This is a genomic window from Actinocrinis sp., assembly GCF_035653575.1.
Taxonomy (GTDB): Bacteria; Actinomycetota; Actinomycetes; order Streptomycetales; family Catenulisporaceae; genus Actinocrinis.
In genome coordinates this window covers 1-15,352 of record NZ_DASRBQ010000017.1, presented here as the reverse complement: position 1 = coordinate 15,352, position 15,352 = coordinate 1, and the positions used below count along the sequence as shown (strand labels likewise).

Genomic DNA, 15,352 nt, shown 5'->3' with positions numbered 1-15,352 from the left:
CAAGTCGCGTGGCCTGGACAACTTCCTGCCGCGCACGCCGGAAAACAGCACCCCGACCACCTTCCGCTCGTGGGCCGAGGCCGTGCTCAAGCCCGCAGTCGAGGCGGCGCGCCAGGCAGCGTCCTGATATCCCTATGTTCTGACGGCTCGACATTCACCGTCACATGGCAACGGGCGCGGCTGGACGCACCGATCACCCGGCCAAGGCCAGCCGGATCTGCGCCGTCGACTTGGGCCCTCCTAGCTGTCGTCGCGGGGGCACGGATCGATCAGTCGGAGTGCGGGCCCTACTCGTCGTGGCGCCGGGTTTGGGTGAACTAGGAAAGCCTCCACCGGAAAGTACTGTGCGGCCCCGCCGTCGACGGCGGGGCCGCACGATGCTTTGAATGTGGCCTATCGCCTGACCTGGGCTTGGACGGCAGTTGAGGGCAAGCTTGACGGCAGGCTGGGCGACGACCGTCGCAGCGCTGTCAGGCGGCCCTGCCCTTCGTCGGCCGGGTCAGGTGTCGTGGAGCCGGCTTCGAAGGTCATCTACGCGTGGGTCGCCGGGTCGCAGGGGTCTCAGATGCCGGCGAGCTTGGGGCGTCTGGCGGGGTTGCCGTAGGTCAGGACTCTGTGTAGGCCATCGCGGAGGCGGATGCTGTCAGCCGGCGGGATGGCCAGGGCGAGTTCGCGCTCCGGGGTCCGGATGCCGAGTTCTTCGGCCGCATCTGGGTGGAAGCGGAAGCGGAGGGTGGTGCCGGTCAACTCGGCGCGTTGGATGCCGCCGTAGTGCACGGCGCCCTGTTCGTCCATGAGGCAGTAGGTGTGCATGTCGGTGGCGGCGTCCTGATCATCGGGCGGGGTCAGCGCGCACTGCAGAATCAGGTACCCCCCTTCGCCGCTGGGGTGTTGGGCGAGGCCGACGGTGAAGGCGTCGATGGTCTCCTCGACGGTGACCCGCGCGACGGTGTCGAAGCCGGGGGAGGGCATGGGGCGATTATCCCGCCTTTCGTCCTACTATCCCGTTACCGGCTCGCCCGGCTTCCGATGCGCCAGACGTTGCTGCCCCAGTTGTGGGTGACATTCACGCCCAACTCGTTGACCGCCCGGATCCGAAAGATTGGCGCACACTTCAGTGGGCGAATCGGAAATCCTGAACCTCCTTGCCGGGGCCAGGAATGCGGTGCAGTTCGAGATCCGGTCCGAACGTATCAGGCACCGGCGACAACCGCGTGTGATCGGCAGGCGATGGCCCACAGGGGGCGTCCTCTAACCATGGGTGGAGAGGAAGCTCTATCCGCGGCGCGATGTGCCTGCCAGGTGGTTCGCGGAGTATGGGCGGCATGGATGAGACACGCGCGGTGTATGTCCGCGGATTGCGAAAGAACTACGGCGGCCGGACCGCGGTCGACGGTGTCGACCTGGATGTCGAGGCCGGCCAGATCGTCGGGCTGATCGGTTCGAACGGGGCGGGCAAGACGACCACGGTCGAGTGTGTGCAGGGTCTGCGGCGGCCCGATTCGGGCATGCTGCGGATCTTCGGGCTCGACCCGCATGGTCAGTACGAGCGCGTACGCGCGCTGATCGGCAGTCAGCTGCAGGACTCGGCGCTGCCGGATCGGTTGCGGGTCGCCGAGGCGGTGAGCTTGTTCGGCGGCGGGGATGGCGACGGCCTGCTGGAGACGTTCGGTCTGGCCGCGCGCCGGCGCTCGGCGTTCGCCTCGCTCAGCGGCGGCGAGCGGCAGCGGCTGTTTCTGGTGCTTGCGCTGCTGAATCGGCCCCGGTTGGTCATTCTCGACGAGCTGACGCAGGGCCTGGATCCGATGGCGCGGCGCACCGTCTGGGCTGCCGTGGACCGTCTGCGTCAGGACGGCATCGCGGTGCTGCTGGTGACCCACGAACTCGACGACGCGCAGGCGCTGTGCGACCGCATCGTGGTGATGAACGCGGGCCGAGTCGTGGACAGCGGATCGCCTGCCGAGCTTGTCGAGCGGCACGGGCGGCGGGCCACGATCGGCTTCACCGTGCCGGTCGGCTCCGGCTGGTCGTGCGGGCGGCTGGCCGGCCTGCCCGGGGTCGATGACGTCGAGCTGGCCGGCGACCGGGTGACGGTGCGGGGAGACCGAGGCGCCATCGCCCACGTCGGCGCGGCGCTCGTGGACGGCGGCTGGGTGCCGAGCGACCTGTCGGTGCAGGTACCGACGCTCGAGGACGCTCTGCTGAGCCTGCTTCAGGACACCGACCCCGGCGCCGCGCGGGCGGCCCGCGAATCCGAATCAGAATCCGATGACCTAGTGGGAGCCCTGCGATGACGTCCGCCACGAGCACAGCCGCGAAGAGCGCTGCGCGAACCACGCACGGCGCCGCGGGCGCGACCGCACGCCTAGTGCGCACCGAACTGACCCTGATCCGGCGCGACCCGTTGACACTGACCTTCGTCTTCGTCTTCCCCGTGGTCACGATGCTGATCATCGGGGGATCCTTCGGCACGACGCCCACGCCCGGCTTCGACAACGTCGACCCGTCGCACTGGTACGTGGCGTCCTATCTGACCGTCATCATCGCGGCCACCGGCCTGATCACCGTGCCCGTACACCTGGCGTCCTACCGCGAGCGCGGCGTACTGCGCCGGTTCGCCGCCGCCGGCTTCCCGCGCTGGTCCTTCGCGCTGGCCGAACTGGTGGTCGGTTTGTTCCCCATCGCTGTGGGTTCGGCGATCCTGCTGGCCGTCGCCGCTCCCGTATACGGCGTGCCGCACCTGCACCAGCCCGGGCGCGTACTGGCCGCGTTCGCCTTGGGATCAGTGGCCTTCATCGCCATCGGTGTGCTGCTCGGCTCGCTGCTGCCCTCAGCCCGCGCGGCGCAGGCCACAGGACTGATCCTGTTCTTCCCCTCCTTCCTGATCGGCTCCGGCGGACCGCCGCCGAACGTGATGGGCTCCGCGATCCGCGCCGTCTCCGGTTACCTGCCGCTGACCCGAGTGACCGACGCCGTGCGCGACCCGTGGCTCGGCATCGGCTCCGCCACGACCTCGCTGATCGTAGTGGCCCTGCTCGCGGCGTTCGCCGCGGTCGCGGCGATACGCCGAACGGCGCTGTGAAGCCGCAGCCCGGCCCGAGCGGCCCGTCGCCGTCGATCCGCGGGGGGATCACGGCGGCGGGCTCACCGCCGAAGGCCCGCAACACTCGCGATCGCCGCACGATCCGCAGCGAGATCGGTAGGATTCGAGGCGTGACCGGCGGTTCAGGCGCTCCTGTCGTAGTGGGGCCGCCCCGCTGGTGGCGGTGGCCCGGCCTGGTGGCGTTCGCCGCGTTCCTGGCTCTCGCCGCCGCGATCAAAATCGGTCATGGCATCGCGGCCGTGTACGTCGGGCTGCCGCTGGCCGCCGCGGCGGCCGTGCCGTGCTTCCTGACCAGGTCGCGCCTGCTCCTGCTGTACGCGGCCGCCGCCGGGACAGGCGTCGCGCTGCTCGCCCACGGCAACCCGCGCGACGTCGGGTGGTTCGCGCTGTGCGTGCTGGAGATCTGGTGCGTCGCGGTCGGCGGCCTGGTCCCCGGCCTGGCCTTCTGGGCTGCGAGCATGACGTTGCTCGCGGTCGAGGGACTCGCGGTCGCGCCCGATCCCGGTTGGACTGCCTGGGCTTCGGGGTTGACCTTCTCAGTGTTCTGCGCCTTGCTGCTGCGCCAGCAGCTCGTGCTGCTCGAGCGGTTGCGTGAGGCGCAGGCCGACCTCGCCGAGCGATCCCGCGCCGACGAGCGCACCCGGATCGCTCGCGAGTTGCACGACGGAATTGCCCACAGCCTCACTGTTTCGCTCCTGCACGTCTCCAGCGCGCGGCTGGCTGTCGAGCACGACCCGCAGGACGCCGCCCGGGCGCTTGCCGAGGCGGAGCGGCTCGGTCGCCAGAGCCTGACCGAGGTGCGCACGGTCGTCGGTCTGCCGCGCACCGGCGACCGCGTCCCGCCGCCCCTACCGGGTATCAGTGACCTGAAAGACCTGGTGGCACAGCTCCGCGCCGCAGGCGTCGATGCGACGCTCACCCTCGACGGCGCACTCCACACGCTACCGGCGACGACCGGCGTCACCGTCTACCGCATCGTGCAGGAGGCGCTGACGAACGCGACCAAGCACGCGCCCGGAGCGCCAGTGGCGGTGCGCGCGCAGGTGCTTCCCGACAGCGTGCAGGTGGACGTCGACAGCGCGGGAGCTCCCGGCCACGGGTCGGGGATGGGCCTGGACAACATGCGGGAGCGGGCGGCAGCAGTCGGCGGCACCTGCGTCGCCGGTCCCGGGGGCGGCGGCTGGCTCGTCACCGCGACACTCCCGCTCGAGCGAGGCGATGCGCAGTGACCGGCGCGGACAAGCTGATCAGGGTTCTGCTCGTGGACGATCAGGATCTCGTGCGCGCCGGTCTACGCGGCATTCTGCGTGAGCGCTTCGGCTTCCAGGTGGTTGCCGAATGCCCGGATGGTAGTGGCGTGCCGGCAGCGGTACGCGCATCCGCACCCGACGTGGTGGTGATGGACGTGCGCATGCCGCTGGTCGACGGCGTCGCCGCAACGGCGAACCTGCGCGCCGCCTCGCCGGACGTCCCGGTGCTGGCCCTGACTACCTTCGACGACGACGCGGCGCTGGCCGGCATGCTGCGCGCGGGAGCCGCGGGCTTCGTCCTCAAAGGGGCACCTGCCGAGGAACTGCAGCGTGCGGTCCGCGTCGTCGCGCAGGGCGGTGCGTGGCTGGATCCGGCGGTGACCGGCCGGGTCCTGGCCGTCTACCGCGACGCGCCGCCGGCCACCCCAGCCCGGCCCACCGCGCTCGAGCGGCTGACCGACCGCGAACGCCAAGTCCTAGCTCTGATCGGCCGCGGCCGCAGCAACGCCGAGATCGCTGCCGACCTGCGCGTGGGCGAGGGTACCGTCAAGACCCACATCAACCACATCTTCACCAAGCTCGACCTGCGCGACCGCCCGGCGGCGATCATCTTCGCGTTCGACCACCGTCTTACCGAACAGTGAGCCGACTGGACCCGTGCGCAGTGGCGCATACCTACCTCGACGACGACCCGCCGGTGCCGGCCATGCTTCGCTAATAACCGCAGGTGGTGCCCCCGTGCGGGGACTGCCGTTGGGTAGGGCTCGTGCGGTCGTGGGCTGGTGTGTGGGGTTGCACGTGGGAGAATCGGCCGGTGACCCCGGATGCGGCACGCGCGGATGCTGAGGGGCACGGACGCGCAACCTTGTGCAGCGAGGAGGCCAGCGGGCTTACGGTGCGCGAGGTGGTGCCGGTACGGATGCTGGGTGACGGTCTCGTCGAGGTGTTGCGCAGTCCGGGCATTGTCACAGGGTGCGCCGCTGGCGATGTGGTGCGGATCGTCGATGAGGACGGACGATTTATCGTCACGCACCGGGGTCCGAATGAGTGTGTTCAGGCGTATGGGAGCCCGCAATTCACGCTGAAGGCGATTGACGTGCTTTCTGTGCTGTTCGAGCGGGCGGGCGGGATGGTGGAAGCGCCTGCGCATCGTGCATACCTGGTGGTGACCGTCCCGACGAGCGTGGGACGCGCGTGGATCACGGATCGGATGACCGAGTGGTGCGCGGACTTTGAGGCCACCTCATGGCGGTTCGGGACGTAGCGGTGCCGAAATAGCGTGACCAGAGGCGCGGGGCGCCCGAGGTCAACCGATCACGCACCTGTCCGGGGCTCAGCGGCTCGCCCGCGTCCCAGAGCGCTGCGAGCACCGCGGGTTCCAGTTCCCCGGCGCCCCGGCGCGCCGGCGCGCCGGCGCGCAGCCCGCTCGTCCGCCGTCTCAGGATCCTTGTTACCCGCCACGCGGCGTCCTTCCCGAGAGCGTGACCATCTACGTTAGTGTAGAAATTCCGTGGTCCTGCCGATTAACCCGCGGGCCAATGTGCCACGCCGCGCAGCATCCCAGACCGGAAAGAGCACCGCCGATGAGCGCACCGGCCCAGCTGCCCGGATTCCTGGCGACCCTCGCCCCAGTGCTCGACCACTGGGGCTACCTCGCGGTCGCGTTCCTGCTGTTCGTCGAGGACTTCGGAGTACCCGCCCCGGGCGAAACCGTCCTGATCGCTGCCTCCGTCTACGCCGGAGCCGGGAGGCTGAACATCGTGGCCGTGGGCGTCATCGCCTTCGCCGCAGCGGTACTCGGCGACAACGCCGGCTACGCCATCGGCCACTTCGGCGGCCGCGCGCTGGTGCTGCGCTACGGCCGCTACGTGCGGCTGACCGAAGAACGCCTGGCCAAAGCAGAGGGCTTCTTCATCCGGCGCGGCGGTGCCATCGTCACCGTGGCCCGGTTCATCGAAGGGCTGCGCCAAGCCAACGGCATCGTCGCGGGCACCACCGGCATGCCCTGGCGCAAATTCCTGCTGTTCAACGCCCTGGGCGCCGCCCTGTGGGTCGGCACCTGGACCAGCGTCGGGTACTTCGCTGGCGATCACATCGAAACCATCTACCGGCAGGTCAGCCGCTACTCCCTCTACCTGCTCGTCGCCGCTGTCGTGCTCGTCATCGCGTGGGCGGCCAACCGCTACCGGCGAAACAGAGCCCGCCGCCGCCCGACCGACTCTCGCTGACGGCGGTACCCCCGTCTGCGGCGCATACAGCGCTAGCGGGCCGCGAGATAGCAAGGCGGGCGGCCCGGCATCGTGTCACCGGCGCCGCGGCCCGGGTTTGCGAGCATGCTGGTCGCGGCCGCGTGGGTGATCAGGAGTCTGGTTAACGGTGGCGCAGGTGCCAGGCCGCGAGAGCGAGCGCACCGGCGCCGGTGACGGCCGCGAACGTGGCGATCGCGGTGAACAGCGTGGTCGCCACAGCCAGCACGCCGATCCCGATTACCGGTATCGAGACGCCGAGATAGATGCACACGTAGAAGGCGGCGCTGACCTCGGCGCGCTGCCGGTCCGGTGCGATGCGGGTCAGATCGTCCTGTGCGGCCAGCACCGCCAGGCCGTGACCGGCGCCGGCCAGCACCGCGCCCGCCACGAGCAGTGCGCTGCTGTGCGCGGGCGAGGCGAGGACCAGGGCCAGCAGTCCGGCGGCGAGCAGCACCAGCCCGCCAGCCTGGGCCTGGGCGGGCGGCGCTCCGCGTCGCACGACCAGCTGCGCGGCGCAGGAGCACAGGAACATCAGCGCGGTCACCAGGGCCAGCAACGCCAGATTGCGCGAGTGCAGCACCATGCGACCCGCGTAGGACGGCATCACGGACAGGAACAAGCCCGCGGCCACCGCCCACACCGCCGCGGCGGTCAGCGCTACGCGCAGGAATGCGCCGCGGATCTCCGCAGGCACCTGAGGTCGTCGTATCCGCAGCCCGCCGGGCTGACGCTGCGCGGTCTCGGGCACCAACGGCAGCGCAGCCCCGATCAGCACGCACACGACCGCGCCGACGATGAACGGGGTGATCTGTGGTGCTGGAGCCCACTGAGCCAGTACACCGCACAGCAACACGCCCGCGGCGGTGCCGCCAGCCTGCGAGAGCGTGGCCAGCAGTGCCGCGCGACGAGCGTCACCGTCTGGCGCCAACTCGACCAGCGCCGCAGTCGCCGCACCGCTGAGCATTCCTTGCGCCACGCCGAGCATCGCCCGCGCGGCGAACAGCCACCACGTCGACGTCGCCAGCGCGAAGAGCACCAGCGCGGCGATGGCCAGGCCGAGGCCGATCGCGATCACCGTGCGGCGGCCAAGCCGGTCGGAGAGCTGCCCGAAGATCAGCAGCGCCGGGGCCAGCACCAGCGCGTAGACGGCGAAGATCAGCGCGAGGACGACGGTGGAGAACCGGAACTGCTCGGCCCACACTGCATACAGCGGCGTGGCCAGGTTGGCGCTCAGCAGCAACGCGCTGAACGACGCGGTGACCACCAGCAGCGCCACGCGTGAGTGGGGACGGCGCGCGGTGTCAGCCGAGGCATGCTCAGCGTGCTGCCGTACTAGAGCGGAAGTTCGGGCACCAGGCATAGGCGTGGCACCTCCTCCAAGCGCCTGATTGCTATGCATCGTGGGGATCCAACTGCCAAGGGACACGCTGTGACGACGTAGCCCAGCGCAGCGGCGCGCCGAGACACCGAACGTGGATCGATGCTTGCTGCGGCTACCTGCCGTATGTGCCCACGAGCGTCGCCGAGGCGAGAGCCCGCTCGCGCACCGCGGCCACGTCCTCGGCCGTGAACCCGGTGCGCAGGCCTGTCGGCTCGGGCAAGGCATACAGCCGGAAGAAGTAGTGGTGCGGCTCGTCGCCGACCGGCGGGTGTGGTCCGCCGTACCCGGCGCCGCCGAACCCGTTGCGCCCGGCCACCGCAGCCGCGGGCTGACGTCCGGCTTCCACGCCGCCCTCGGTGGGCGGGATGTCGGCCAGCAACCAGTGCACGAATCTGCCCGAAGGCGCATCCGGGTCCTCGCAGACCAGAACGAGTTCCGCCGCGCCGTCGGGCACATCGTCCCACTCCAGAGGCGGGGAGAAGTCGCCCTTCTGGTGGGAGTACTGGGCTGGAATCAGCGCGTGATCGCTGAACGCGGGACTACGCAGGTGCATGATCATCACCTTCGTGCTCGCTACTGTTTCGGTACGCAACCGCCTTGCCCGCCGATGCCCGGGGCATGCACGACAGTCCGATTCCCGCGGCAGCTATTCGTGATGGGCAGCCTGGCGTCGCAGGGTGCTTCAGTCTTTGCGGACGCGGTAGCGCAGGTGCGTGACGCGGTCACCGGTCACGACCGGCTCCGGGTCCTCGAGCAGGACCGGACCGTCAGCGAAGCTGCCGAAGAACCGCTTACCGGAGCCGAACACCACCGGTACCAGGGCCACGTCCAGCTCGTCCACCAAGCCGGCTGCGAAGGCTTGGCCGCCGACGTCGCCGCCGTTGAGCGCGACGTCCCGGTGGGGTCCGGCAACCTGCTTGGCCTGGGCGATCGCGCTGTGCACGCCGTCGGTGACGAACGTGAACGGTGCCTTGCCGTAGAACTCCCAGTCGGTCGGGGCGCTGTGTGTGACCACGAACACTCGGTCACCGGCGACCGGCACCCCGTTCCAGCCATTGGTGATGTCGAACAGTCGGCGCCCGATCACCATCGCGCCGATGCGCGACCAGGCTGCGTCCAGATAGCGGGCGGTCGCGGGTGAGGTCTTGAAATGGACGTAGAACGTGTCTCGCCCGCCCTTAATCGGCGTGTCGCCGTTGAAGTAGAAGTCGTGCAGCGGCCCGACCCCGTCGTGCTCGTCGGCGAGGAAGCCGTCCAGGGAGACCGCGTCGGCCATGATGACCTTGCTCATCGCTCACACCTCCCGCTCGAGCAGTTCGGCCAGCCGGTTCATCGAGTCCTCGATCCCGCCGGTCATGCCCGCCGCCAGCGCGCCGTCGCGGGTCTCCAGCGACGGGAAGACCGAACGCTGAGTCAGCCGGGTGCGGCCGTCGACCACGCTGAAGCGGTGGATCTCAAGCGCCACCTCGTCGGGCACGCCCTCGTACTCGAAGGTCTGGATGATCAGCTCATCACGCCGCACGGTGTGGAACACACCGTGGAACGAGGCGCGCTGGTCGCCGAGATGCCCGCCGTGGTGCGTGTAGCGGTAGCGGCCGCCGGGACGCGCGTCGTACTCCTCGATGTCGATCTGAAGGTCGCGCGGACCCAGCCACTGCGCCACCAGCTCAGGTTCGGTGACCGCACGGAACACCCGGGCGGGAGTGGCGTCGAAGTCCCGGGTCACCTCCAGGAACGGGGTGCCATTGGGCGCGGTGATGGTCGTCGGGTGCGTGCTCATCGTTCCTCCTGCTCTTTCAAGGTCTCCAGCACGGCGTCCAGCCGCCGGAACCTGCTCTCCGCCGCCAGCCGATAGCCGTCGATCCAGCTGGTCAGCGCCTCTAGGGCGGCCGGGTCCAGGTGGCACGGGCGGCGCTGACCGTCGCGGCTACGGGTGATCAGGCCGGCGTCCTCAAGGACCCCGATGTGCCTGGAGACCGCCTGCTTGGTGATCGGGAACAGCGCGGCCAGCTCGTTCACGGTGGCCTCGCCCCGCGACAGGCGCGCCACGATCGCGCGACGCACCGGGTCGCCAAGGGCCATGAAGGCTCGGTCCAGAGCCGCCTCGGGATCCGGCGCCCGCTCATTGTCAACCATGTATGTGATCAATCGATCCGTTAATCAAGTGATAGGTTGACTATAGGTCGCGCCCGTGCTGACGTCAACCCGCGCTCCACGGAAAACGGCCGCGATCACGGCTGGCGAGGTCGACCCGCTCGCACTGCGCCGGGTGCTTCAAGAAATCGCGCGAGTCGGCGCGCGCCAGGGTCGATGAGACGCAGACCGCCGCGCTATGCCACGAGGTCGTCGAGGTCGTCGAGGTCGTCGAGGTCGTCGAGGAGGCGGCGGCGAACGGGATGATCAACAAAGGTCGCGCAGAGCCTGCCGGAGGACACTGTTGCCCTTACAGCTTCCGTCGTGGCAGAGGGCTGATGCGCGTGGGCCCGACGCGCAAGAGTGGTTCGCGGGCGGGCGCGGCCGGGCGGATGAGCTTCGCGTCGGCCGTTTGGTCGCCCAGCGCTATGGCATCGGTGGTGTCGCGCCCCTGCGGCGGGACCGCGGTGTACTCGCGCTTTCGGGCCTGGTCGTAGGTAGCGCGCCGAGCCGGGTCGCGCAGGACGGCGTACGCGGTGGTCACGGCCGTGAAGCGGACAAGGGTCTCGCCGGGTGCGGTGGCCGTGTCGGGATGCAGTGCACGCACCAGCGCACGGTAAGCGCGGGTGATCTCTTGGGGTGTCGCCGTCACGGACACGCCAAGGACGGCGTAGTGGTCCTGCGAGCCGGACGACGCGTCAGACCGGTGCATACCGTCTCACCTTCCGCGCTCCTTTGCGTGGCCCGGATCAGCCGCGCGCTCGCTGCTCACGCGGCGCTGGCCGCCAGCGCCGGACGTGGCTGCGGCTGCGGCTTGCGCGATGGGAAAGGGTGGTGCTCCTGTTGGAGGAAGAGGGCGTGGATGCCCGTGGCCTTGAGGACCTTGGCGAGCGTGGGGCGCACCCCGCGCAGGGCGGGCGGCTGGCGTCGGGCGCGCACGGCTTCACGGTGTAGCGCGCGCAACGCGCGCAGGGCGACGCCGTCGTAGAGCATGGCGCGCGAAAGGTCCACCACCAGCCGATCGTGGCGCGCGAATTCCGCCAGCAAGCGCTCGCGCAACTGCTCGGCGGTGGCGATATCCACCTCGCCGCACACGTGCAGCACCGTGGTGCCGTCCGGGTCGGTGCTCACAGCGAAATCCAGAAGGGGCGCGGTCATGGTTGCTCACCTACTGTGATGCCGGGCCGAATCGGCCGTGTCCCGGGTCGGCGGGCCCCGGGACACGGCAGGTGCCTGGTTGAATGCCGGCCACCGCGGCGGGTTCCGCGTCGCGGATCCCGACGGGCGGGGGACCCTCTCACCTCGCCCGGGTCAGGCGCTGATCTGCTGGCGCTCGCTCTCGCCAGAGGTGATCTGGATCTTGCGGGGCTTGGCCGCCTCGGCGATCGGGATGCGCAGGGTCAGCACGCCACGGTCGAAGTCGGCGGTGATGTGCTCCGAGTCCAGGGCGTCGCCGAGGAACAACTGGCGGGAGAACACCCCGAGCGGTCGCTCGGAGACCTGCATCTCCACCTTCTCCGGGGTGGACACCGGGCGTCGTTCGGCCTTCACCGTCAGCACGTCGCGCTCGATGGCCAGCTCGATCGCGTCCTTGTCCACGCCGGGCAGATCGAAGCAGACGACGAACTGGTCGCCCTCGCGCCAGGCGTCCAAGGGCATCGGGTTCGGTCGCGACCAGGTGCCGGCCTGTGCGCTGCCCAGCAGCTGCGAAGCGAGCCGGTCGAGTTCACGGAACGGATCGGTGCGCATCAACATGGTGAACACCTCCAGTCAGGTCGCAACGGTGTCGACGCGCTTGCCGCCTTCGTTATAGCATGTCGTCGTAAAGATGACAAAAGTAGGTGTCGTCGGAAGGGTTGCCAGGCGTCGGCGCCCCACCATCGCGCGCTCGACGGAGTGATGGTCGCCACCGCAATCGAAGAAGCGGCCCGGGTGCACCAGCGGCTGGCCGACCGCAACCCGGTCTACCAACCGCTCGCCCTCGTGAAGCGGTGTCCGGGAGTTCTGTCCCGGACACCGCAACGTGGCTTAGAAGCTTAAAAGGCTGCGATGCCGTTCGGGGTTCCGTTACCGGTCGGTCCGTCGTAGCCGGGGAGTGCGTTGCACTGGTAGTCGCCGCCGCAGTCGAAGGCGGTGATGCTGTTGCCGCCGTTGCCTCCGGTAGTGATGTCGTGGAGGGCATTCGCGTGAGCGTAGAGGTAGGAAGCGTTCGGGAACGACTGCGGGTTTCCGGCCAGGGCGATGACGCCTGCGATGAACGGAGATGAGGCGCTGGTTCCGCCGCCGACGAGCCATCCGGGTTGTTGGTTGTCGGTGTCGTAGACCGCAGGCCCCGTCTGCGGATCGGCGTTCGCGGCTACGTCGGCGGTCATCCGGCCGGGGCAGTTCGGGTCGTGCTGCCAGGACGGCTTCGCTATCCAGGCCGAACAGCCGCTGCTTGTGCCCTTCCACGCGCTCTCTCGCCAACCCCGGGTGTTGGTGGCCTTGTTCAGCGTGGTGCCGCCGACCGCGATGACGCTGGGGAAGACCGCCGGATAGTTCGGGACTCCGTACCCGCCGTCGCCCGATCCGGCGAGGATCGCCACGCCCGGGTGGTTGTAGTGGGTCTCGAGTGGCTGCATGTCGCCGGACTCCTCGGCGCCGTAGCTGTTGGACACCTCGTTCGCGCCTTGTGCGACCGCGCTGTCCACGGCTGCGGCGAGGTCTTGCAGCGTCGGTTGGTCCGACTCGACGAGCAGCAGGCGGCACGCGGAGCAGGCGGCGGACGCCATGTCCAGATCGAGGGAGATCTCAACGTCCCAGCCGAAGTCCGGCGGCAGCGGACCGGCCGCGCCTTGCTCGTTGACTTTGCGGAAGCAGCCGTTCGCCGTGGTGCACGGTGGCAGGCCGTAGGTCGCGCGGTAGACGGCCAGGTCCGCCTCGGCTGTGGGGTCGTCGCCCATGTCGACGACGGCGACCGTCTGGCCGGAGCCGCCGGTGGCCGGCAAAGCGTACGCGGAACGCAGGTCGGCCGGTCCATAGCCGGGAGGCGGAGAGCTCGCGCTACGCGCACCCTTGCCTGCGTGCACGTCGGTGCGCACTACCGCCAGGCAGCGCGCGATACCCGGCGCGGCGGCGCCGCAGACGCGGCTCACGTTGGTGGGCTCGGGCTTCTGCCCCGCCGGACCCGGGGCTACGGAATGGGCGCCCGGGGCGGCTGCGATAGCTCCTGCGGCGGGCGCGCAGACTGCCGCGCCGACGAGCAACGCGAAGACGGAAGTCAGGGTTGTGACACGCCGCGGGAGCGGGATCATCGATCTTCTCACCGGCCTTTCCCTTCTACTCTTAGCGCGTTGACACCGCGGCGATATACGCGTTGAAGATCGTCTGGCTAATCGAGCCGCCTGCTGCGTCGCGCGCGGTGACGCGTATCGCGGGCGAGATGGCGGTGGCGGAAGCGGGGTTTCGCCACAGGGCGAGGTAGTGGCCCGCCGTGCCGTGGACGACGGCCGACGTCCAACTCTTGCCGGCGTCGAAGGACACTGACACGCTCGCCGCAGTGATCGGGCTGTGCGAACCGTGGCCAAGGTAGGTCAGATGGCTGACATCGAAGCGCAGGGCCTGGACGCTTGAGCGGCTGACGCCGGTCAGATCGGTGGCCAGGTGGTAATCGAGGCTGAGGACCGGCAGGATCTGGCACGGCGCGGCGATCGAGTCGTCACGGCTGCAGGAGACCGCGGTCGGCAGAGTCTGGTCGGGGGTCGTTCCCGGCGCGTAGTGGAACGTGAGTTCCGTGTGCGTGATCGTCGATTCGGTGAGGCCGGGGACGTTTCTCAGATCCGTGTCGAGCACTTCGCGGTAGGTGGTCGGCGCGTTCGGGACGCCAGCGAGGCTGGCCCCTACCGCGTTGACCGCGTCGACGACCATGACGCCGTTCTGGTAGAGCGTGTAGTGCGTAGAGCCGCCGAACACGGGAACCCCGACATGATCGGGTTCGCTGTCCGCGAGTTCGTTGAAGCCGACCGACATGGCGCCGTTGGAAGCGCATGCGAAGCAGGGGTTGGGCAGCCCCACACCGTAGGTCCCGTCGTTCGGGGCCAGCGGACCGTGGGCCCATTCCACGGTGTAGGCGCGCCCGGCTGTGTACCGTCGCGCGCTGGAGGTGTAGAACAAGCCCGTCGACGACAGATAACCCTGTTGCCACCGATCGGCCAAGCCGACGCCGATGTAGTCCGTCAGAACGCCCGCGACGGGTGGCGTAGGCATGAGGATCTCGAAGCTGGGCTCGTATACGCTCTCGAACATCTCCCCGGGTGCACTCGCCGCCGGATCGGCATAAAGCCTCTGGCGTACCGTGGCCAGCTGTGCGGACGAGACCCCGTGGGTTTGGTCGGCGGGAATCCCCTCAGTGGCGAAGGCGAGATCGTACCGGTACGCGGGCTGCGCCGCGGCGCCCGTGCCGCCCCACTGCACTGCATACCGGACACTTCCGATCACTGGGCGCCCCTCCGTGTTGGAGTACGCCTGGACCTGGCCGCTCGCCGCGCCCTCGAAGCCGGATGCCGCGCCGGTGGCGTCTGTCCGGAACCATCCGACCACCAGGGAGTCCTGCGTCGCCTGGCGGGGAGTGGACACGCTGAACGGGACGGTGGCGGCGCGCTCGTCGAAGCTGACTGTGCTGGTACCGGACGCGGCGACGGTGAAGTCGTTCAGCGCGACGGTCCGTATCGCGGTGAGGGCGCCCTGCGTGTCGAAGTCGGCGAAATCGGCCGCCGCCGAGTAGTGCCCGGCGGGCACCGCGACCCGGCCGATCCCCGCCGCGATCGGCACGACGCCGTGCCACCGCGTGACCGAATCGGTGTTGACCACGAACACCTCGGCGTTGTCGGCCGGCGCGCCGGTCAGGTCCGTGGCGTCAATCTGCAGGAAGGTCAGCGGGTAGCGCGGCGCGACCGCGCCGGTCCCCGACCCCTGACCGATGCCGGGTACGGCCAGGCGCATCGAGGTGAGCCCGCCGAACAGCGGGCCACTGCCCGCCGGACGACCGGCCGCGACGTCTGCGCCAATCGAGGCGCGCAGCGCGGCGGCGAAGACCGGAGCGGATCCTGCTGTCAGGTAACCGGAAGCGCTCGACCTGCCGACCGAGGTCAGGGCCACCCCGGGCGGGGCCGAAACCTTCGCGCCCGGGGCGAAACCGAGGCTGACTGGGACATGGGTTCCGGGTGCGCCCAGCCGGGCCCGGAGCAGGGCCGACACG

17 protein-coding genes are annotated in these 15,352 nt (G+C 69.7%); 6 read left to right on the top strand and 11 right to left on the bottom strand.

Features of this window, described 5'->3' with window-relative positions; all coding sequences use genetic code 11:
* Nucleotides 1-561: 561 nt before the first annotated feature.
* Nucleotides 562-972, bottom strand: a complete 411-nt coding sequence (locus VFA06_RS02735; RefSeq protein WP_324838758.1) for an Imm10 family immunity protein — start codon at nt 970-972, stop codon at nt 562-564.
* Between the two features lie 353 nt (nt 973-1,325).
* On the opposite strand from VFA06_RS02735, the gene VFA06_RS02730 reads away from it, so the two are divergent.
* The 6 genes from VFA06_RS02730 to VFA06_RS02705 all read left to right on the top strand — a co-directional run bounded on the left by VFA06_RS02730 (nt 1,326) and on the right by VFA06_RS02705 (nt 6,581).
* Nucleotides 1,326-2,294: an ABC transporter ATP-binding protein gene (locus VFA06_RS02730; RefSeq protein ID WP_324838757.1), complete on the top strand. Its 969-nt coding sequence runs from the start codon at nt 1,326-1,328 to the stop codon at nt 2,292-2,294.
* Complete coding sequence (locus VFA06_RS02725) at nt 2,291-3,082, top strand: ABC transporter permease (protein ID WP_324838756.1); 792 nt, start codon at nt 2,291-2,293, stop codon at nt 3,080-3,082. The genes VFA06_RS02730 and VFA06_RS02725 overlap by 4 nt, the downstream gene beginning before the upstream one ends.
* 131 nt (nt 3,083-3,213) lie before the next feature.
* Complete coding sequence (locus VFA06_RS02720) at nt 3,214-4,332, top strand: sensor histidine kinase (RefSeq protein WP_324838755.1); 1,119 nt, start codon at nt 3,214-3,216, stop codon at nt 4,330-4,332.
* Entirely contained in the window at nt 4,329-4,997 is a 669-nt protein-coding gene (locus tag VFA06_RS02715; RefSeq protein ID WP_324838754.1) for a response regulator transcription factor, read from the top strand. The genes VFA06_RS02720 and VFA06_RS02715 overlap by 4 nt, the downstream gene beginning before the upstream one ends.
* Nucleotides 4,998-5,167: 170 nt before the next feature.
* Nucleotides 5,168-5,617 (top strand): DUF4265 domain-containing protein, encoded by a 450-nt coding sequence (locus VFA06_RS02710; protein ID WP_324838753.1) that lies wholly within the window; start codon nt 5,168-5,170, stop codon nt 5,615-5,617.
* A gap of 319 nt (nt 5,618-5,936) precedes the next feature.
* A complete protein-coding gene (locus VFA06_RS02705) occupies nt 5,937-6,581 on the top strand; it encodes a DedA family protein (RefSeq protein WP_324838752.1) in 645 nt (214 codons plus the stop codon).
* 142 nt (nt 6,582-6,723) lie between these two features.
* Here VFA06_RS02705 and VFA06_RS02700 read toward each other — a convergent pair whose 3' ends face one another.
* From VFA06_RS02700 to VFA06_RS02655, 10 genes are all read right to left on the bottom strand, one after another.
* A complete protein-coding gene (locus VFA06_RS02700; protein ID WP_324838750.1) occupies nt 6,724-7,878 on the bottom strand; it encodes an MFS transporter in 1,155 nt (384 codons plus the stop codon).
* A gap of 217 nt (nt 7,879-8,095) precedes the next feature.
* Nucleotides 8,096-8,536: a YbhB/YbcL family Raf kinase inhibitor-like protein gene (locus tag VFA06_RS02695; RefSeq protein WP_324838749.1), complete on the bottom strand. Its 441-nt coding sequence runs from the start codon at nt 8,534-8,536 to the stop codon at nt 8,096-8,098.
* A gap of 129 nt (nt 8,537-8,665) precedes the next feature.
* On the bottom strand, nt 8,666-9,274 hold the full coding sequence (locus tag VFA06_RS02690; protein ID WP_324838748.1) for a dihydrofolate reductase family protein: 609 nt from the start codon (nt 9,272-9,274) through the stop codon (nt 8,666-8,668).
* A gap of 3 nt (nt 9,275-9,277) precedes the next feature.
* Nucleotides 9,278-9,763, bottom strand: a complete 486-nt coding sequence (locus VFA06_RS02685; protein WP_324838747.1) for an SRPBCC family protein — start codon at nt 9,761-9,763, stop codon at nt 9,278-9,280.
* Nucleotides 9,760-10,119, bottom strand: a complete 360-nt coding sequence (locus VFA06_RS02680) for a metalloregulator ArsR/SmtB family transcription factor (protein ID WP_324838746.1) — start codon at nt 10,117-10,119, stop codon at nt 9,760-9,762. The genes VFA06_RS02685 and VFA06_RS02680 overlap by 4 nt, the downstream gene beginning before the upstream one ends.
* A 307-nt stretch (nt 10,120-10,426) precedes the next feature.
* A complete protein-coding gene (locus tag VFA06_RS02675; protein ID WP_324838745.1) occupies nt 10,427-10,828 on the bottom strand; it encodes a J domain-containing protein in 402 nt (133 codons plus the stop codon).
* Nucleotides 10,829-10,884: 56 nt separating this feature from the next.
* Nucleotides 10,885-11,274: an STAS domain-containing protein gene (locus VFA06_RS02670; RefSeq protein WP_324838744.1), complete on the bottom strand. Its 390-nt coding sequence runs from the start codon at nt 11,272-11,274 to the stop codon at nt 10,885-10,887.
* A 153-nt stretch (nt 11,275-11,427) separates the two neighbouring features.
* Nucleotides 11,428-11,871, bottom strand: coding sequence for an Hsp20/alpha crystallin family protein (locus tag VFA06_RS02665; RefSeq protein WP_324838743.1), 444 nt, complete (start codon nt 11,869-11,871; stop codon nt 11,428-11,430).
* Nucleotides 11,872-12,152: 281 nt separating this feature from the next.
* Complete coding sequence (locus VFA06_RS02660) at nt 12,153-13,250, bottom strand: S53 family peptidase (RefSeq protein ID WP_324838742.1); 1,098 nt, start codon at nt 13,248-13,250, stop codon at nt 12,153-12,155.
* 190 nt (nt 13,251-13,440) lie between these two features.
* Nucleotides 13,441-15,352 (bottom strand): hypothetical protein (locus VFA06_RS02655; RefSeq protein ID WP_324838741.1); only part of this gene is annotated, 1,912 nt, incomplete at its 5' end.